Source organism: Shewanella zhuhaiensis, from assembly GCF_022484835.1.
Taxonomy (GTDB): domain Bacteria; phylum Pseudomonadota; class Gammaproteobacteria; order Enterobacterales; family Shewanellaceae; genus Shewanella; species Shewanella khirikhana.
Genome location: NZ_JAKUDL010000001.1, coordinates 120,585 through 139,841, shown reverse-complemented (window position 1 = coordinate 139,841; position 19,257 = coordinate 120,585). Strand labels below are relative to the sequence as shown.

The 19,257-nt window shown below is 56.1% G+C and carries 19 protein-coding genes; 4 read left to right on the top strand and 15 right to left on the bottom strand.

Annotation, left to right across the window (positions count from 1 at the left end):
- Window positions 1-3: 3 nt before the first annotated feature.
- The 8 genes from MJ923_RS00595 to MJ923_RS00560 form a co-directional block, all read right to left on the bottom strand.
- Window positions 4-303 (bottom strand): MSHA biogenesis protein MshK, encoded by a 300-nt coding sequence (locus tag MJ923_RS00595; RefSeq protein ID WP_126169307.1) that lies wholly within the window; start codon window positions 301-303, stop codon window positions 4-6.
- Window positions 287-937: an MSHA biogenesis protein MshJ gene (locus MJ923_RS00590; protein ID WP_240589456.1), complete on the bottom strand. Its 651-nt coding sequence runs from the start codon at window positions 935-937 to the stop codon at window positions 287-289. Before MJ923_RS00590 ends, MJ923_RS00595 begins: the two co-directional genes overlap by 17 nt.
- Window positions 934-1,536, bottom strand: a complete 603-nt coding sequence (locus tag MJ923_RS00585) for a PilN domain-containing protein (RefSeq protein ID WP_240589455.1) — start codon at window positions 1,534-1,536, stop codon at window positions 934-936. The genes MJ923_RS00590 and MJ923_RS00585 overlap by 4 nt, the downstream gene beginning before the upstream one ends.
- Window positions 1,533-2,393, bottom strand: a complete 861-nt coding sequence (locus MJ923_RS00580) for an MSHA biogenesis protein MshI (protein WP_240589454.1) — start codon at window positions 2,391-2,393, stop codon at window positions 1,533-1,535. The genes MJ923_RS00585 and MJ923_RS00580 overlap by 4 nt, the downstream gene beginning before the upstream one ends.
- 185 nt (window positions 2,394-2,578) lie before the next feature.
- The gene (csrD, locus tag MJ923_RS00575; protein ID WP_240589453.1) at window positions 2,579-4,486 is read right to left on the bottom strand and encodes an RNase E specificity factor CsrD; all 1,908 of its coding nucleotides are present in this window, start codon (window positions 4,484-4,486) and stop codon (window positions 2,579-2,581) included.
- A 146-nt stretch (window positions 4,487-4,632) separates the two neighbouring features.
- Entirely contained in the window at window positions 4,633-5,880 is a 1,248-nt protein-coding gene (locus tag MJ923_RS00570) for a malic enzyme-like NAD(P)-binding protein (protein ID WP_240589452.1), read from the bottom strand.
- Between the two features lie 514 nt (window positions 5,881-6,394).
- On the bottom strand, window positions 6,395-6,607 hold the full coding sequence (gene rpmE, locus MJ923_RS00565; RefSeq protein ID WP_011758567.1) for a 50S ribosomal protein L31: 213 nt from the start codon (window positions 6,605-6,607) through the stop codon (window positions 6,395-6,397).
- 146 nt (window positions 6,608-6,753) lie between these two features.
- Complete coding sequence (locus MJ923_RS00560; RefSeq protein ID WP_240589451.1) at window positions 6,754-7,491, bottom strand: FimV/HubP family polar landmark protein; 738 nt, start codon at window positions 7,489-7,491, stop codon at window positions 6,754-6,756.
- Between the two features lie 84 nt (window positions 7,492-7,575).
- Between MJ923_RS00560 and priA the strand changes: the two genes are divergently transcribed.
- Window positions 7,576-9,768: a primosomal protein N' gene (gene priA, locus MJ923_RS00555; protein WP_240590217.1), complete on the top strand. Its 2,193-nt coding sequence runs from the start codon at window positions 7,576-7,578 to the stop codon at window positions 9,766-9,768.
- A gap of 38 nt (window positions 9,769-9,806) precedes the next feature.
- On the opposite strand, the gene MJ923_RS00550 is transcribed toward priA, so the two are convergent.
- The gene (locus tag MJ923_RS00550) at window positions 9,807-9,944 is read right to left on the bottom strand and encodes a hypothetical protein (RefSeq protein WP_240589450.1); all 138 of its coding nucleotides are present in this window, start codon (window positions 9,942-9,944) and stop codon (window positions 9,807-9,809) included.
- A 285-nt stretch (window positions 9,945-10,229) separates the two neighbouring features.
- On the opposite strand from MJ923_RS00550, the gene MJ923_RS00545 reads away from it, so the two are divergent.
- A complete protein-coding gene (locus tag MJ923_RS00545) occupies window positions 10,230-12,077 on the top strand; it encodes a hypothetical protein (protein WP_240589449.1) in 1,848 nt (615 codons plus the stop codon).
- 134 nt (window positions 12,078-12,211) lie between these two features.
- On the opposite strand, the gene MJ923_RS00540 is transcribed toward MJ923_RS00545, so the two are convergent.
- Window positions 12,212-12,379: a hypothetical protein gene (locus MJ923_RS00540; RefSeq protein WP_240589448.1), complete on the bottom strand. Its 168-nt coding sequence runs from the start codon at window positions 12,377-12,379 to the stop codon at window positions 12,212-12,214.
- Between the two features lie 611 nt (window positions 12,380-12,990).
- Between MJ923_RS00540 and MJ923_RS00535 the strand changes: the two genes are divergently transcribed.
- Window positions 12,991-14,295 carry a LuxR C-terminal-related transcriptional regulator gene (locus tag MJ923_RS00535; RefSeq protein WP_240589447.1) on the top strand — a complete coding sequence of 435 codons (1,305 nt, stop codon included), beginning with the start codon at window positions 12,991-12,993 and terminating at the stop codon, window positions 14,293-14,295.
- A 3-nt stretch (window positions 14,296-14,298) separates the two neighbouring features.
- Here MJ923_RS00535 and MJ923_RS00530 read toward each other — a convergent pair whose 3' ends face one another.
- The 5 genes from MJ923_RS00530 to MJ923_RS00510 all read right to left on the bottom strand — a co-directional run bounded on the left by MJ923_RS00530 (window position 14,299) and on the right by MJ923_RS00510 (window position 17,230).
- A complete protein-coding gene (locus MJ923_RS00530) occupies window positions 14,299-15,216 on the bottom strand; it encodes a hypothetical protein (RefSeq protein WP_240589446.1) in 918 nt (305 codons plus the stop codon).
- A 48-nt stretch (window positions 15,217-15,264) separates the two neighbouring features.
- Window positions 15,265-15,720, bottom strand: a complete 456-nt coding sequence (locus tag MJ923_RS00525; RefSeq protein WP_240589445.1) for a hypothetical protein — start codon at window positions 15,718-15,720, stop codon at window positions 15,265-15,267.
- A complete protein-coding gene (locus MJ923_RS00520; protein ID WP_240589444.1) occupies window positions 15,713-15,931 on the bottom strand; it encodes a hypothetical protein in 219 nt (72 codons plus the stop codon). The genes MJ923_RS00525 and MJ923_RS00520 overlap by 8 nt, the downstream gene beginning before the upstream one ends.
- Window positions 15,932-15,996: 65 nt before the next feature.
- The gene (locus MJ923_RS00515) at window positions 15,997-16,665 is read right to left on the bottom strand and encodes a DUF2589 domain-containing protein (RefSeq protein WP_240589443.1); all 669 of its coding nucleotides are present in this window, start codon (window positions 16,663-16,665) and stop codon (window positions 15,997-15,999) included.
- 49 nt (window positions 16,666-16,714) lie between these two features.
- Window positions 16,715-17,230 carry a DUF2589 domain-containing protein gene (locus MJ923_RS00510; RefSeq protein WP_240589442.1) on the bottom strand — a complete coding sequence of 172 codons (516 nt, stop codon included), beginning with the start codon at window positions 17,228-17,230 and terminating at the stop codon, window positions 16,715-16,717.
- Window positions 17,231-17,510: 280 nt separating this feature from the next.
- Between MJ923_RS00510 and argS the strand changes: the two genes are divergently transcribed.
- A complete protein-coding gene (gene argS, locus MJ923_RS00505; protein WP_240589441.1) occupies window positions 17,511-19,256 on the top strand; it encodes an arginine--tRNA ligase in 1,746 nt (581 codons plus the stop codon).
- The last annotated feature ends 1 nt before the right edge of the window (window position 19,257 follow it).

Genomic DNA, 19,257 nt, shown 5'->3' with positions numbered 1-19,257 from the left:
CGATTATCTCTCTGTAATTGCCTGAAACAGCTTGAGTGTTTTGCCATCCGACAGTTTGATGGAATCACTGCCGATAGCCACAATGCGCGCACTGCCAATGCTGTCTCCAACGGAAAGCACCCTGTCACCCACCACGGCGTAGTTGCCGCTGGCGGAGGTGATAATGCTTTTCAGCTGACTGCCACCGGAGGCGGCGGCCGTCGATTGCCCACGGAAATTCCCAGGCATGGTGGGATCTTTAAGCCCTTCGGCGCCAAGCGCCAGGCCCGGCAGCAGGCACAGCAAACTAATGATTCGCCACACGGATAAAGTCCTCGTTAATGCTTAAGGTATGCAGCACCAGCTGCACTTCGGCCTTGGGATAAGCCCCAACCCGGTAATCAAGCCGCTTCCAATAAAGCTTGTGCTCCATGTTTTCCACCGCCTGCACAAACTTAAGCACCGCAAAAAAATCCCCTTCGAGGGTCAGCGCTATGCCGTGGGAGAAAAGATTCAGCTTTTTGGTTTCACCCACTTCCAGTAAAGGCACAGGGGCAATGGATTCGAAGGCCGTGAGCTTCAGGCCGCTGGCGCCATCGAGCATTTTCGACAGCACCTCTGGCATACGACGGGCAGGCACCATGTCGACCATTTCGTCATCCAGCGCTTTATCCAGCTTGGCGTGCTCGGTCAGCAGCAAAGTTTTACGCTGCAGATGATCCCGGTTCGGATCCTGTGCCAGCCGCTCCTGATACAGGCTGATTTGCTGTCCGGCCAGCCGGTTATTGCGGTTTACGTCATCCAGCCGCTGGCGGGTTTGTTGATGCTCCTTCCACAGGCTTTCAATTGGCATCGACAGCAGCAACAACAGCCCAAGCAAGCTGGCCCAGAAGATAATGCCGCGCTCGCGGGAGGTGAGCGCCTGATAGCGCTCACCAAGGGCGTCCAATCGGCTCATGGCTTCACCTCCTTGAGCGCACCGCTTGTGAGCACAAAGCCAAGGGGCTCGTCCGGCTCTCGGGCCATGGTCATGGTGGCAAACTGCTTGCCCTGCAAGGTGCTGGTTTCCTTCAAACGCTCCACCCACAGGGGGACACTTTTGGGGTCTTTGGCAAAGCCTTCAAACCTGAGGTCACCCTGATCCACCACAATCCGCCCCAGCCAAACACTGCCATCGGCGCTGCGGGCCAGATCCGTTAGCAGGGCCGCATAACCCTCACTGGTAAAGCGCTGCTGTTTGCCAATTTCGCCCAGCAACAAACGCTTAAGCTCGAGCGCATCCTGCAGTTCAGTCACCTCGGCCACCAGGGCATCGTCGGGCTTGTGATTGGCAATTTGCTGCTCAAGCTGCTGTTTTTCAGAATTAAGTTGCTGCTCTGTCTGCCGCGCCTGTGCCAATTGGCTGCGCTCAGATTGCAGTTGCCAATACAGGGCGCCAAAGGCCACGACCATCACAGCCAACAGCAGCGACACCGCCAATTTCAGCCGCTCAAAACTTAGCCGCTGCCTGGGTGGCAACAGAGTTTCGTCGTAGAGGTTAATATGGGTTTTGCTCATGGGCGCGCCCCCATAAATTCATCACAGGCGAGCCGGGCAAAGGTGTGACCCACGGGCAGCGTTGACATGGCCGACACCGGCTGATTGAAGTTGCCTCCAACCAAACGAGCAAGGGCCGCACAGGCGCCTTCGGTCAGCATCTCGATACTGGCCACCGGCGGCTGACGCAACTGGCTTTCGAAGTAATCCATGGAACGTTGCAGCTCAAGGCTGAGATTGTCGGCAGCGCCAAAGGCAAGGTCCTGCTCGGCAATCTGATTGAGCTCACTGAAGCCCCGCACCCGCCGCTGCATCCACAGATCGCCGCCCTTGATGACAGTGAGCAGCAGCTCGTTACCGGGCACGTGGCTGACCACCATCCGCGCCTGGGTTTCGGCGGGAAACAGGCGCGCTGTGACCAGCTCTTCGATACCAATACCTGCCACTTCGCATTTGGCCTCATCCACAGCGCGAACGAAATCCACCAGAGCACCTCTGGTTACACTGACGACGGTAATTTTGTTGCTGCCGGATTGGGGCGGTTCGAAGTAATCGACCTGCAAAGACGTCACTGGCTCGGAAACCATGTCCTTGATGGACCATTTGATGGCATCGGCCATGTCGGATTCGGGCACATTGGGCTTGTCGGTGAGCAGCAGTTGGTAACGACCCGCACCCAATATTACTGCCAGCCGGACAGGACCGAAATGGCTGACAATGGCGGCCAGCAAGCCTTGCCAGTTGTCGCCATCGAGCGGGATCTCAAGCGCCGGGGCATCGGGATCGCCGGCGGCAATCACCCAACATTGGTTGGCTGCGAGATACAGCCCCACGTCTCGCAGCGCGGATTGTTTTTTGAAAAAAGAGAATCGGCCCATTGCACTCATGTCCAGTTGATTATGCGGGTTGCCGTGTGCCGCCACCGGTGAAAAAAGCCAATCAGGAAAAGGGCGCGGCGTTATTAAACTAATTATTTATTTTTAATAGTTATTATGCAGTGAATACACAGCATAAGATAGGCCGCAAGTCAGTGTTTCACAAGGTCTTTGGTAACTTTTGCGGCTCAAGTCTGCTGTGGATCGCCAAAATAACTGCCCTGGCCAGCACTTACACCCAAAATCTGCAGGGTTTGCCACTCTTCGAACGACCCTACCCCTTCGGCAAATACCCGCACCTCGGTGCGGTAGAGGCTGCCTATCAAGCTGCGGACAAACAGCTGATTTTCTGGCCTTAAATCGATTTGACGTACCACAGAGCGATGCAGTTTGATGAAATTGAACCCCAGTTCCTTAATGTACTGGGTGCTCACTACCTGCTGACCCACATGATCAACACAGATCCTGGCGCCCATTTTGCGCAGCATATTGAGCCGCGGCTCGAGCTTTTCCCTGTGCTTAATCACCACATCTTCGGTCACTTCGAACACCAGCCGTGAAGCCAGATGGCGGTATTCCAGCAGGGTGGTTTGCAGCCAGCGCACAAACGCACGACTGGTGAGGGAGTCCAGACTCAGGTTAATGCTGTAGTGGCGGTTTTGCGCGGCGGGGTCAATCATCAGCTCGAACAGGGTGCGCTCAACCACCTGACGCTCGATTTGCGGCATCAAACCGCATTTCACTGCCATGGGAATAAACAGGGTCGCCCGCACCAGACTACCCATGGGATCTTTTACCCTGGTAAAGATTTCATAATGATGACGGGTGCCATCACCTTCGGACACCGGCTGGGCAAAGGCCACAAACTGCCGATGCACAAGGGCGTTTTCCAGAAACGCGCGCCAGCGCACCGAGCCCTTGGCAAACTCTTGATCTACCGCGCCTTTGTCGTACATAAACCAGCCGCTGGTGCCCTGCAGCTGCGCCGCTCTGAGCGCCATATCGGCCTCTTCCAGCAACTGCTCCGGCGCGTCACCTTCTTTAAAATAAGCGCCGCCAAGATGGAAAAAGTTATCGGCCTCATCCACCTTGGGCAGCGGCTGCGCCAGACAGATTTTCAGTAGCTTGTCGGCCAGCGCATCGGCTTCGGCGAGGGAAATTTGCGGCACCACTATTGCCAGCTGATTATGGGAGCGACGGGCAAAGATACTGTTGGCCTGGGTTTGCAGCACCAGATTGATGGCATTGATAGTGCCGTGCAGCAGCTCATGCACCGGCTCATCGCCAAGCTCTTGTTGCAGAATATCCAGATCTTCCATTTCCAGCAGATACAAGACCCCGGGGGCCATCATGCCGTGATCCCCCGAAAGCGCATTGAGCCTGTTTTGCAAAAACAGCCGGTTACCTATGCGGGTTTGGGGGTCGAGGAAGGTGTTGGAGCGGATAAATTTATCGAATCTGGCGCGCTCCTTGTGGGCGTCCGCCAGCTCGGCCAGCAGCCGCGTCAGGGCGCGGTTAATCAGTCTGGGTTTGCCGTTGCCCGGGGTCTTGGCTGCCTGTTCCAGCTTGCCATCGAGAATGAGTTTACTGCGCTGCGCCAGCGCTTCTATGCCTTCAAGCTCCGCCGAAAACCATAAATAGCCAAAGCGGACAAAGCCACCAACGGCGGCAATGCCCACCAACAGGATCATGATTTCACGCCAGCCAAGTTCGTGGCTGGAAAATGGCCTGGGCAATTCAAGACGCATCTTCAGCGCCTCGTTATCTTTCAGCACCCGCTCGTAGAGCACCTTCTGCTCAAAACCGGTATTGCCTTGATATTCAAAGACCAACTCATCGTTTTCTGTCAGACGGAAACTGATGGCGTTGTAGGCAAGCAGCATAGGAGGCAGCCAGGAGTCCAGCTCCCAGGTGCTTTCATTTTGGTAGTGATTGATGAGCATGGTTTCCAGCTCACCCACTTTTTGCTGCTGAAAACGGTAGGTAAGCTGCACGAAGCTCATCAGGGCGCTGAGCAAAAAGACAAAGGCAACTGCCGCCAGCGACATCATCCAGAAGCTGATGAGTTTTTTGGTCAGCATGCGTGTGAGTTGCATGGAGAAAGGTCGTCCTGATTGTCGTTATTATTTTCCGGCAGGATCCCTGGGGAGCCCAAGCAAATTGTTAAAAATTATCAGGTACTGAATAACAAAAGGCAACCACAAGGGTTGCCTTTTATCGTCATGCCATCGATGTAAATGTATCAGGCAAGATAGTTCTCTGGCAGTGACTCCACTGCGGCCACACCGGAATCGATGGCGGCCTGAGCTACCGCGCGGGCAACCCGTGGCAGCAAACGTGGGTCCATTGGCTTGGGCAGCACATAATCGGCGCCAAAGCTCAGGCTGGTCACGTTGGGATACGCTGCCACCACGGCTTCAGGTACAGGCTCCTTCGCCAGTTCGGCGATAGCGTGAACGGCGGCGATTTTCATCTCATCGTTGATGCGTGAAGCGCGAACGTCCAATGCACCACGGAAGATAAACGGGAAGCACAGCACATTGTTTACCTGGTTGGGGTAATCGCTGCGGCCGGTGCCCATGATGATGTCTTTACGGATTTCGTGGGCCAGTTCCGGCTTGATTTCAGGATCCGGGTTGGAGCAGGCAAAGATCACCGGATTATCGGCCATCAGCAGCACGTCATCAGCGCTCAGTACATCAGGACCAGACAGACCCAGGAACACATCGGCGCCCCTGATCACATCCTGCAGGGTACGCTTGTCGGTGTTGTTGGCGAACAAGGCTTTGTATTCGTTCAGATCTTCACGACGAGTATGGATAATGCCCTTGCGATCCAGCATGTATACATTTTCACGCTGAGCACCACACTTCACCAGCATGGTCATACAGGCGATAGCAGCAGCGCCGGCGCCCATACACACGAATACGGCTTTCTCGATGGATTTGCCCTGAATTTCCAGCGCGTTGATCATGCCGGCTGCGGTCACGATGGCGGTGCCGTGCTGATCGTCGTGGAACACGGGAATGGCGCAGCGCTCAATCAGTTCACGCTCGATTTCGAAACACTCTGGCGCCTTGATGTCTTCAAGGTTAATACCGCCAAAAGTATCGGCAATGGCTTCAACCGTGTTGATAAACTCTTCGGTGGTGCGGTGTTTTACCTGGATGTCGGTGGCATCAATATTGGCGAAGTGCTTGAACAGCAGCGCCTTACCTTCCATCACCGGCTTGGAGGCCAAAGGCCCCAGGTTGCCCAGTCCCAGAATCGCAGTACCGTTGGAAATAACCGCAACCGTGTTGCCCTTGGCGGTGAAACGATAGGCATCGGCAGGATTGGAAGCAATTTCACGCACAGGCTCAGCCACACCCGGGCTGTACGCCAGCGCCAGGTCCATACTGGTCTGGGCCGGTTTGGTGAGACACACGGCCATTTTTCCAGGTACAGGAAATTCGTGATAATCGAGTGCTTGTTGACGAAGGTCTGCCATTTTCTAATCCTGAACGACGTTTTGTAGTTTGAAGTTTCTGTGCGAGAGCCTTAAGGTGTATTCGGGCCGACAGCCCCTCGCTGAAGTCGTTAAGATTACGCGAATTACCTGACCTTTGAAACCGAACTTCAACAAATTTCACCGCCTTGCCAACGCCAGCGATGCCAAAGGGTCATTTTTGCAAGTTAACTCAATAAAACATTCCCAAAACCTGTAGTTAACTTTGTTGTTTTAATACTTAATTAACTCAATAAAACGGCACTGCAGTTCGGTTTTAGTGCAGCTGTTGTAGCAAAATTACCAAATTTAATTCCAATTGCGGCAAATCTCGCCGTGACGCCTGCAAAAGATGCCAAAACAGGCCTTTGACCTGCAACTGCTCTGACCTCATGAAAAAAGATACATTTGCCTGATCCGGCAGCCATGGCTGAAGGCAGTTGAGGCTGGAAAATCCCCAAAAGCAAAGAGGGCACCCCGCGGGGTGCCCTCTTTAAGGAATTCATTGCTGTTGCAATTACTTCTTGCCAAGCATACCGAAACGCTTGTTGAACTTGTCGATACGACCGCCGGTATCAACTACTTTCTGGGTGCCGGTGTAGAATGGGTGACAAGCACCACACACGTCCAGGTGCAGGTCTTTACCTACAGTAGAGTTGATTTTGATAACGTTACCACAAGTACAGGTGGCAGTGATCTGGGCGTATTCAGGATGGATACCTGGTTTCATCGGGATTACCTCAAAGTAAAGGCCATGTCGCTCTTCCAACCCGAAGTCGGACACCACATGCAGTTAATAACAAGTATGTTAGGGCGCAGAATGGTACAGGATATCGCCAACTCTGACAAGCAGATTATAGGCGCCTGCGGCGGGGCTTACTCCTGTTCCCGCGCCTCAAATGCCTGCTTGGCCTCTCTGGTATCCGGATAGCGTGAAAGCAGCGCCGGAGAAGGGCATTCGAGCTTTGCGCCCTGCTTCAATCCACTGATTTTTCCACGATGAAATGCCTTGGGATTGGCATCAAACAGCGCCAGCATGGTGCCGTACACATTGGTGTTCCAGCGAGGCGCATAACGGCTGGCAATGCGCCACAGGGTCTCACCGCTTTGGTAGTCCACCAGACAGCTGCCATCGCCACTGGCAATCTGCAGCACCGGGGCGGTCACTTCCTCTGCCGGAGCGGCAAATTTGGCCGCAGGTACGGCACTGCTGCCAAGCACAGCCGAGGCCTTAACCGGCGCTTTCGGGGTACTCTGTGCCAGCCGCGGCGCGCCGCCAAACAGCGGGATCACCTTGTATTCACGCCATTGATTGACCACATATTCACGCACCACCAGCTCGGCGCCGGGGTCGGTCACATTGTCGACGCCGGTCAGCAGCAACATAAAGTTGTTCAGCGGCTCAACCATAAGCTTCTCTTCGCCATTGCCCTGACGCACCACAAACTCCAGCCTGGAGACGTCGCTGCGCTCAGAGACGATATTCACTCTCAAACGGGGATATTCGCCCAGGGTAAACTGGCTTTTATTAATGCTGACATGGGATAAGCGTGCCTCGGCCGACGGCGACAGGCCGCCAAGCAGCAGCAAGGCAAGGATAAGGGTTCTTGTCATTATTATTCCTGCTCTGGATTACGGCTGGCTGAGTCTCGACGCTGCCGTTACACTAGGGACAACTCAAGCCAGATGTACCTGATTATGCCACAGTTTGTTGAAGTTGCCCTGCCCGTTCCCATGCGCAGGAGCTACAGCTACCGGCTTTTGCCGGACCTGCCACCACCTCGCCCCGGTGTGCGGGTACGGGTGCCCTTTGGCAGGCAACAACTGATAGGGCTGGTGACTGCGGTTACCGACAGTTGCACCCTGGCCGAGAACCAACTCAAAGATATTATTGAGCTTATTGATACCGAACCCGCCCTTCCCGAACCACTCTATAAACTGACGCTGTGGGCCGCAAGGTATTATTTCTGCAGCCAGGGGCAGATGTTGACCCAGGCTCTGCCGGTTGCCCTGAGAAAAGGTGCCGACGCCTCCCCCAAAAGCCGGATCATGTTAAGTCTCACCGACAAGGCTCAGGAAGCCGGGTTACCGGCGCTGAAAAGGGCGCCCGCCCAGCAGAAACTGGCCGAGATGCTGCTTGCCGCCCCCATGAGCATGGATGAATTCAATGCCCAGGAGCTCAGCAAGGCCGCCCTCAAAGGCTTGGACGACAAGGGCTGGCTGAAGCGCGACGAGGTGGCAGTTGAGGTAAATCTTGGCTGGCGCGAGCAACTCGAACTTGGCGAGGCTCCGCACAAACTAAATAAAGAACAAGCCGTTGCGGTAGCAGCTATTAACGGCAGCAGCGGCTACAGCACCACCTTGCTGGAAGGGATAACTGGCTCAGGCAAGACAGAGGTATATCTTGCCGTGCTTGAAAAGGTGCTGGGCGAAGGCAAACAGGCGCTGATCCTGGTACCTGAAATTGGCCTGACGCCGCAAACCATCGATCGCTTTCGCCGCCGCTTCAAGGTCGAAGTGGCCGTTATCCACTCCAACCTCACCGACAATCAGCGGCTCGATGCCTGGCGCGCCGGACGCAGCGGTGAAGCGGCCATCATCATTGGAACCCGCTCGGCACTCTTCACCCCCATGGCCTTCCCCGGGGTGATTATTCTCGATGAAGAGCACGACAGTTCCTTTAAACAGCAGGAAGGCGTGGGCTACCATGCCCGGGATCTGGCGGTGATGCGCGGTCATCTGGAGAACATTCCGGTACTGCTTGGCTCGGCCACGCCGTCGCTGGAGTCACTGCAAAATGCCCTGTCTGGCCGCTATCGCCATTTGCATCTGGGCGAGCGGGCCGGTAACGCCAAAAAGGTACGCCAGGGCATTATCGATATCCGCAACCAACCACTGAAGGCTGGCATGTCGGCGGCACTGCTAAATGAAATGCGACTGCATCTGGACGCTGGTAATCAGGTACTGCTGTTTTTGAACCGGCGTGGCTTCGCCCCGGCGCTGCTGTGCCACGAATGTGGCCATCTGCATGAGTGCGATCGCTGCGACGCCTTTTTTACCGTGCATCAAAAGCTTGGCGAAATCCGCTGCCATCACTGCGGCAACCAATACGCCATTCCACGCCAGTGTCACAATTGTGGCTCTACCATGTTGATGGGCCAGGGCATAGGTACAGAGCAGCTCGAGCAAGTATTAAAAGAAGAGTTTCCCAAATACCCGGTGGTACGCATCGACCGTGACACTACCCGCCTCAAGGGCTCGCTGGAAAACCACTTAAAGGCCATTCACCGCGGCGATTATAAGATTCTGGTAGGCACCCAGATGCTGGCCAAGGGCCATCACTTTCCGGATGTGACTCTGGTGGGGCTGCTGGATGTGGACGGTGCCCTGTTCAGCGCCGATTTCAGGGCACCCGAGCGATTCGGGCAGCTGTATACCCAGGTGGCGGGCCGCGCTGGCCGTGCTGCCAAACCCGGCACAGTGCTGCTGCAAACCCATCAGAGCGACAACCTCATTCTCAGGGAACTGATGCACAAGGGCTACGGCGAATTTGCCCGCAATCAACTGAGTGAACGCAAACAGGCGGCACTGCCGCCCGCCTGGCACATGGTGCTCGCCCGCGCCGAAGCCCACAGGGCCGAAGATGCCGAGGCCTTTTTGGCCGCCATTGCCGCCATGTTGCCAAGGGACAAAGGCTTTGAGGTCATAGGTCCCCTGCCCGCGCCCATGGACAGAAAGGCTGGCAAACACAGACGCCAGTTGATGTTTCAGGCCGAGCAGCGCCAGGGCTTGCAACAGGCGCTGGAAGCCATTTTGCCCGCTATCGACCTGCTGCCCGAAGCCAAGCGCTGCCGCTGGAGCCTCGACCGCGATCCTCAGGACTTACTGTAAAAAAACGCGGCCTTGGCCGCGTTTTTCAGTTGAGACACTCAGCGAAGCAGCGCCAGTTGGCCTGTATCAAGGTGCACCTGATTAGGGAGCATATCCACCAGCAGGAATGGGCTTAAACCAAACCAGCTCGCCAATTGGGCAAAGTATTGCTGCAACCGCTTTTCAGGGAAGGCCATAGGTCTTTAATTATTAGCGAGCCAGTTGTAAATATTGGCGACAGGTATTTGTACACATGATGACAAGAGCGTTTTGAAATCCATCGAAAAACCACGAGAAGCGGTCAAATCCGCCACTGAGACCGACCCTTCTAGCTTGTCATAAGCATTTGTTTTAAAAGCATTCAAAACTTTTCAAAAAGAATCACATCCAACTTTTGTTGGTCCTTCTTATGCTTTTGGTTGGGTGCAATACCCAGTCCCCTGCCGGGACAACACGGAAGCTCATACATTAAGGACTCAATCATGGAAAACTCCCTCTTTAGTTACCGCGGACTCTTGTTGCCACTGGCACTGTGTCTGACTGCCTGCGGTGGCAGCAGCGATGACGACACCAGCCCGGAACCCACAACCCCGGCCCAGTTAGCCATCGGCGGCAGCATCAGTGGCCTTGGCAGCACTATAGGCCTGACCCTAACTGCAGGCTCCACCCAAACCCAAAACTTTACCGGGAGCAGTTTTCAATTTTCCACCAGCGTGACCGAGGGCAGCAGTTTCAGCATCAGCATCAGCAGCCAACCCGACGGCCAGGTGTGCACTATCACAGGCGCCAGCGGCACCCTGAGCAGCAGCAATGCCAACACGGCCCAGATCAGCTGCGCCAGCGTGCAGGCAGGACTCTTTCTCGACAGCCCCGTGGCCGGCATTGGCTACCGCACCGAGACCCAAAGCGGCGTTACCGATGCCATGGGGTATTACCAGTACTTGCCGGGCGAAACTGTGGAGTTTTTCATTGGCGATCTGACCTTTCCTGCCGTAGCCGCCACCGGACTACTGACCCCCAACGACTTTGCCGAAGGTGACGCCACCACAGTCTCGAACATCGCCCGCATCCTGCAAACGCTGGATGAAGATAGCGATCCCAGCAACGGCATCACACTCACCCAGGCCAGTACCGATGCCTTTACCGGCACGGCGCTCGATGTCAGCAGCACAGGCTTCGCCGACGCTGTGGCCCCGGTGCTCACCACCCTGGACAACCGCCCCCTGGTGAGCGATGCCGACGCCAAGGCTCACGTTGAAACCTCGCTGCGGCAACAACTGCTTGGCAGCTGGCTGTATAAGGAAGGCGAAGGCAAGCGCAACATACTTACCTTCATCGATGACAGCCATTACCTGATCCTGCACGAGCACACTGACGATGGCGATCAGCAGGCGGGCAGCGCCGAGCTTGGCAGTTACGAGTGGAACCCTGAAACCGGGGACATCAGCCTGACCCTGATTGATGAGTCAGACAACAGCGGCGGCTTTTTCGATGGCGGCAGCCACGAAATCCAATCCATGACCCTCGGCGAAACCCTGACCCTCAGCTTCAGCGAAGGCGAAGTTGCCTTTAGCCGTATAGATGACGGCAGCAGCCCGATTTCAGGCTCTTGGAAAGTATGGGAAGAGGCGGATGAAAACCTCACCGTGGTGGTGTTTCTGTCCGAAACCGATTACGCGCTGGTGCACACCAACAACCTAGAGAGCTACGGCGAATCCACGCCTCAGGCACTGTCCGGGGAGTTTGGCAAATACCAGTGGACTGACGCGGGTTTCAGTGTCACCAGCGTGACCGTGGACTCGGACGGCCCGGGCGGTCTTTTTGATGCCGACAGCAGCACCTCGGGCGATACAGTTGCTCTGAAACCCTTCGGCGAGATCTGGTTTACTGACGCCGAAGATGGCCGCTTCAGCCTGCCAAAACTCGAGCGTTTCAGCGCCATGTTGCAGGACTACGGCAGCGACAAGCCTCTCGGGCAGGTCAGCCTGGTTCGCAGCAGCGAAGGCTTTAGTGATACAGATGTATTGCAGCAGCAATTCAGTATGGATTTCAAACTGTTCGAAGGGGAAACTGGTACCTTCCACGTGTACTTCGGTGCCGATGGCGTGGGCAGTGTCTGGGAAGGTGACGAGCCCAGTCTGGCCATGAGCTGGCACATTAACATGGCCGGCTCCATCGAGATAAGCTACACAGACAGCAGCGAAACCCAGTTCGAGATGGTGCTGGCCTCCATCGAAGGCAAAGCCAATGCAGTGCTCATCTCCCTGACATCGTCAGAAGATGAAGACTCGCTGTGGCAAAGCCAAATGCTGGCCGAGTCCGTCAACTAAGCTCACCGCAACGCCACAAAAACCGCAACACCACGAAAAATGCAGCCATTTGGCTGCATTTTTTCTTAATCGGCCAACAAAAAAATCGCGGCTAAAAAGCCGCGCAAGCTGGGATGTCAATGATAACTGGGAAGTCAGTGGTAAATGCTCACCAGATAAGCAAACAGCAGCGAAAATCCTGTGAGGAAAATAAGCGCTACACCAAATACATACAGCAGAGTGCTATCTTGTTCCGGTCGCTCATCCGCGCCATAGGCGATCGGAGAAACGAATGCCGCGAACAAACTCAGGATATCCAACATGTGTAACCTCCTTGTCCAACCAACCTAGGGCGACTATGCAACAACCATGATGAAACCAGTCTTTGCTGTGCATGAAGACTTATTTATTCAGTGCCAGCCAGCACGGCAAGCAGCGTGAGTACATCAGATAAAAAAATCGCGGCTAAAAAGCCGCGCAAGGTGGGATGTCAATGATAAATGTTCGCCAGGTAAGCAAACAGGAGTGAGAAACAGGTTAAAAAAGTGAGGCCTCCGAGTACAAAATAAAGCAGGCTCTTGTCTCGCCTTACCGACTCGAGGAGGCCAGCTGGGTAGATCAGCGCTAGCAAGATCAATATGTGAATCAACACATCCAGCACAATAAACATCCATGTCTAACGAACCATGGACTTCACTATGCAACAGCGACCATGAACTCCCCCTTGGCCGCGCATGAATTAATGTTCATCAAGCATTTAAGCGGCTCCTTAATCTGGAAAAACTTGCCAAACCACCAAGGCGCAGAACATTTTTTGCCGTAATGAGCCATCGCCAGCTCTGGCTTAGCAAACATGGAACACATTTGCACCTTCCTTTACCTGCCGGGTGCAAACTGGTATCACTGGATAAAGTCCGTCAGGGGAACATCAGCCATGAGCAGGGAATCCGATCCCCCGTTAACCGCCAGGCAATTGGAAATTCTGGAATTGATGAGCAAAGGCCTCTCCAATCCGGACATAGCCAGGCTACTGGGGTTATCCCAGAACACGGTGAAAACCCATATCTCCAACCTGTTGCAAACCCTGGGGGTGAGCAATCGCACCGAGGCATCGGTATGGTTTGAAGACTACCGCCATCAGCAGCAAGCCCACATCCAGCCCTTGCCAGTGTTTGTTGCCGATAACTGCCCGCCTGAACTGCTCTCCTGTCTGATGTGTTTCGAGTTTTTAAGCCTGTGCCCCTCGGCACAGCCGCCAACGTCCGGCTTTTATCTGGATTGTCCGGGCGACAGCGGTCGGCTGATGCAAATTCAGCAAGGCACGAGCAGCCTAATCCACAGCTTTGCCCGCGCCGAGGTCGACAGCAGCCAGTCCAGACAGCGCCTCGCCGCGCAACTGTTCGATAAACTGCTGGGGATCCGAGTACGCCAGCCCACCGCATCCCATGAGGATGCCATTCAAACTTTGCTGCAAATCGAATATCGGCTGCGAAGCCGCGAGGCAGGCACGCTGCGGGAGGCTCTGGAAACCCTGTCCCCCATGCTGAGCGCCTTCCCCGACTGGTCTCTGCCAAAGAGCTTTTATGTTCTGGTGGCGTATGCCGCCTGGCAGGAAGGCGCCGTCAGCCAGCTGCCGCCTGCGGCAAACCTGATAAACCACGCCCAGCAGGCGCTGCATCTGGCGCCGCAATCGGCATATGCGCAACTGGCTTTTGCCGCCGCAGCGCTGCTGATGGGGCAATTGCCGGTGGCACTGGCGCACACGGAGCAGGCCATTAACGCCAACCCCATGTTGGAATCAGGCTTGTTCTTCAGGGCGCAGGTGCTGGCGCTTTGTGGTCTGTATCCCCAGGCGCTGGCAGCGTACGAGCAGTACGAACTGCTTTATCCCCAGGGGCAAAGTACCGGGCGATTATTGGTTGGCCGGGCTGTTACCCACTTTCTGGCAGGGCAGCTGGACGAAGCAAAAAGCCATATTTTACAGGCCATTCCCTATCGTCACAGCGTGCAGGCAGGCCTGTGTATGATGCTGGTCAGCATTGCCGAGCAGCAAGAGGACGCCGCAGGGCTTACGCTTGCCAGGGAGCAACTGGCCCAGCAGCTCAGCGACCCGGCCATGCTGCCAAGGCTGATGGCACTGCTGCAACGGGTGCTGCCGCCGACAAGCTTTCAGCAGTTTCGCCAAAGCCTGCTGCGGGCAGGAGTGTCCCTGCCAGAACCCCTGCCCGAACAGGCCTGAGTGCTAATCGCCGTAATGAAAACCAACCTTGCCGATGGCCGACAGGTTGGTGCAACCCTCCTTAAGGCACGCAGGCGTAACGAAATTGGCCTGATAGCTGGCGTAGCTTTGTTGCAATCCTGCCAGCTCACCGCTGCCAAGCCCTTTCACCAGGCTGACCCCGGCCTCACCTATGCTGGCAAGCAAGCTGCTTAAACTGCCGCCCGAAGCCGGATAGCCAAGGCTCAGTCCACGGGTCACCCGCACCTTTTCCATCAGCCCTTCCACATCATTGCTGCCAAGGGCCAGCGCATGAATGGGCGCCTGTGCCCGCAGGGCTTCAATGCTTTGCTGTCCTGCGAGACGGCCGGGTTTGATTTGCAACTGATAACCAGGCCCGGCGCCATCGAAAGAGACGGCCACAAACTGCGAGCACACCAATCCGGTTTCCCCGGGGCGGCCAAACAGATGCTTATCCAGCTCGTAAGCAAAAAACTTAAGCACTTCAAGCAGTGCCGATTGGCCAACGCCGCTGGGTGTAATGTCTTTCACGATAAGCAGCAGCCCCAGCATCACCAGCCAGGCCTTGTCGTAGTAAGCCTTGCCAAGATAGGTTTGCGCCTGGGCGATAACCGGCTTGAGATTGTCACTGGCCATGCGCCGCACATACCAGGTATCGAAGCGCGGATCGCTGCTGTCCTGACTGTCGCGAATGGGGCGAATGCCTACACCGTTGAGAGCATCGTCTATCAGGGTGAACTGGCCGCTGCTGTCTTTGCCGATAAAGATGGCGCCGTGGCAAACGTCCGAGTCATTGAGCAGCATAATAAGCTCATCGAGGTAACGGGTGGGATTGGAAGGACGCAGGTCGCCTTCCATAATCAGTACATCGCCGGGCTTGAGGTCAGCCAGGGTCAGGGTGCTTTCTGTGTCCTGTGTCATGAGTTTTCTCCTTGTCGTTGTCTCAGGGCGGCCCGGGGCGCTTGCGCCTCAGATCTCCCAAAGCATAGCGGCTATGCCGCCACGGATACGCAATATCACCCTTTCGGGCTGCTGCCGCTCCAAGTCTTCCATGGCGCAGCGTACCGGCCAGGAATAACCCAGCACCAGCAGCCAGCGACTGAGTCCCGGCGATTGCGGGTACAACGCCAGTTTGTGGCGGTCATCTTCCACCTTGGCCATCAGGGCATCCCCCGAGGTTTGGGCGCTTTCCACTTTCAGCTCCAGCGCCACTTTTTCGCGGCCATCTGAGAACATCATGTCCAGCCGTTTACGCTCCAGCGGTGCGGGATACGGCAGCTCTCGGGCCACAGACCAACCAAGACGCCTGCAGGCAATCATCAGCTCAACCTGCATCCAGATCTCCCAGGCAGCGCCGGTGGCAATGGCCTCGGAAATCCGCCCGTCGTCTTCCAGCACTGTGGCCAAGAAACTCCATTTATCCATGGCGGTCTCTCCCGTCGCCACGGTTCCGGGCGCTTTGCTGCTTAAGCTCCATCAACGCCGCCATGGTGTCGGCCACCAGCGGCCGACTCTGCACCGACAGCGACAACACGGCGTTACAATTGGCGCAGCAAAACCGTTGGCCCGCGAGCAGCTGCTGCATTTCGAGGAAAATCGGGGCATTGCAGTCCGGGCAGGGGATCTGGTGTTTCATCTCGTCTCTCCTTGTGTCATCCACTCGATAAGGGGCCGACTGGCGGCCCCGGGCTTACTCATCCGTCAGCCAGCAGTTTTGGGGTTGGCTGAAATGGCATTGGTGTAGGCCTGAATGATGGTGGTCACGCCCTGGGGCAGCGGCAGTTGCCCCGCGTGCACACTCACCGTGTACTTGGCGCTGTTGCTCTTTTGGTAGGTAGCCGAATTCGATGAGCTGGTCTTGCTGTCGTAGCTCACGCTGCCTTTGACCTCTACCGACCACCAGCCCTCACCCAGCTTGGCATCGAAACTGGCCGCAGCCTGTGTTTCGCTTGAGCTGTTGGTGGAGCTTTCGTTGGTGTAACTGGACTTCACTTCCATGTCGAAATCCACCTGCACCGAATCCACCCCCAGCGCATTGAGAGGAATTAAGGTCAGCAGCGGCAGATCAAAGGTGGTGTCGACTGGCGTTGGGGTCACCGTGGTCTGGCCGTCCTTGTCTGTTTCTTCTTCAAACACGGTACGGCTGATGTGCATAGTCACCATAATGGGTTCGAGCGTGGTATCCGCATCTGTACCCGATTTGTTAAAGCAGGTGTCGAGCATAAATTTGGTCTGGGTCACCGCCATCATACTGTTGGCCTGGGCCGCCGCATTCAGCGGGCCACCAATCAATGACCGCATAGGTAAGCCACTGAATTGCTGTGCCATGGACACCAATGCGGGTCCGGTATCGACTGTGGGATTTGCCATGATAACTCTCCTTATTATCTTGCCTTGTCCATGTGGACGTTATGCCGCCTTACCCAGGGATTTGGGCCCGCAGCGCTCTCTCATATCCCTCCACCAGCAATTGCAGGCCTTCGGGATTGGTACTGTCGTTCAGCACTATCTCCAGTGTCGCGAGATGGCTGTTCGACGCAGACTTGGCGCCGCCAAACAGGCCGGAGCCGGAGCGGGACGGAAAGGCGACCTGCATGGCGCCGTTATCATCCATTCCCACTTCCAATTGGGTTGAAAACCGCACTTCCTGAATACGGGCCGCGCTGATGGGTACCAGCGAAATCAGCGGCACAGTCACAGGCACATCGGTCAGCCCGGTTGCTGTCTCCTGCGGATACATCAGGGTCACGCATTTGGGCTTGAGCGCTGTTGCTACTCCAACCGTACTGAGTGACAGAGTTTGCGGCGTATCCTCTGTGGGTTCGAGCGGCTCAAAAAAACGTCCAAGCAGTTGATTATTTTGCTCCTGCAGCGCCTGCCCTGCGGCAGATACACTGAGCTGCACCGCGCTGACCAGCGCATGTAAATCCATCATCTTGTCCTCCTTGGCTAACCCACCCCTGAGGGGTTAATCCTTAAGATGCAGCCTACGCCTGTGGCGCTGCGGGCAACATCGCCCAGCCGGGTGAGCAGCCTCACCCGGTAGAACCATCCAGCACAGAAAACGGATAGAAACGGCCGCTAGCGGCCCCGGAAGAAGAAAAGCCTTGCGTTTTTGCTCAAAAAGTTCTTTCAACCAATAGCCAGCCGGGGGCCCCAGAGGCTACAATGCGCGGTTATTCCCGTTAATCCTTGCAGTCAGTAGATACAGGCCGATGAAAGAACTCATTCAATCCTTGCTGGAACAAACCCTTGAATCCTTGAAAGCCCAGGGCATAGTGCCCGCCGACTTTGAAGCGCGCATTCAGGTCGACCGAACCAAGGACAAGAGCCATGGCGATCTGGCCACCAATCTGGCCATGATGCTGACCAAGGTTGCCGGTAAGCCGCCACGTGAACTGGCGCAGCTGATCATCGACAACCTGCCTGCCTCGGCGCAGGTAGCCAAGGTCGAGATTGCCGGCCCTGGCTTTATCAACTTCTTTATCGACGACAACGCCCTGGCCAATCAGCTCAAGGCCGCGCTCGGCGATGCCATGCTGGGCGTAAAAGCCGCCGCAGCTCAAACCGTGGTGGTGGACTACTCTTCCCCCAACCTCGCCAAGGAAATGCACGTAGGTCACCTGCGCTCCACCATCATCGGTGACAGCGTGGTGCGCGCGCTGGAATTCCTCGGCCACAATGTCATCCGTCAAAACCACGTAGGTGACTGGGGTACCCAGTTCGGCATGCTGCTGGCCTACATGGAAGAACTGCGCGCCCAGGGCGACGACAAGGCCAATCTGGAGCTGTCAGATCTTGAAAGCTTCTACCGCGCCGCCAAGCTGCGCTTCGATGAATCCGACGAATTCGCCACCCGAGCCCGCCAATTGGTGGTTGAGCTGCAAAGCGGTGATGAGTACTGCAACAAGCTGTGGCGCGAGTTCAACGACATCTCCCTGAGTCATTGCCATGAAGTCTATGCCCGTCTGGGCGTGAGCCTGACCCGTAAAGACGTACACGGTGAGAGCGCCTACAACGCCGATTTGGCGCAGGTTGTAGCCGATCTCGATGCCAAGGGCCTGCTCGCCATCAGCGACGGCGCCAAGGTGGTATTCCAGGAAGAGTTCCGCAACAAAGACGGCGAGCCGCTGCCGGTGATCATCCAGAAGGCCGATGGCGGCTTCCTGTATGCCACGACCGATCTGGCCGCCATGCGCTACCGCTCAAGTGTGCTGAATGCCGACCGCGTGCTCTACTTTGTAGATTTGCGTCAGGCACTGCACTTCCAGCAGGTGTTCAGCCTGGCCCGCACCGCCGGTTTCGTACGTGAAAACATGACCCTCGAGCACATGGGCTTTGGCACCATGAACGGCGAAGACGGCCGCCCCTTCAAGACCCGCTCCGGCGGCGTAGTGAAGCTGGTTGACCTGCTCGATGAAGCGGTTGAGCGTGCCGAGCAGCTGGTTCGCAGCAAGAACCCGGATATGGATGAGGCCGAAGTTAAAGAAATCGCCCGCGTGGTTGGTATTGCCTCGGTGAAATACGCCGACCTGTCCAAGAACCGCAGCAGCGATTACATCTTCAGCTTCGAGCAGATGCTGAGCTTCGAAGGCAACACAGCCCCCTATCTGCTGTACGCCTACACCCGTGTGGCAGGTATCTTTAAGAAAGCCGAAGACATCGACCTGACCAACGCCGAGCTGGTACTGGATCACGACAAAGAGAAAGAACTGGGCAACAAGCTGGCACAGTTCGGTGAAATCCTTGCCCGTATGGTGGACAAGGGCCAGCCGCACATCCTCTGTGGTTACCTGTACGAGTTGGCAGGCGCCTTCTCCAGCTTCTACGAAGCCTGCCCAGTGCTCAGCGCCGACAGTGAAACCGCCCGTGAAAGCCGTCTGCTGCTGTCGCGCCTGACCGCCGACACCCTCAAGCAGGGTCTGTCACTGCTGGGCATCGAGACTCTGGAGCGCATGTAAC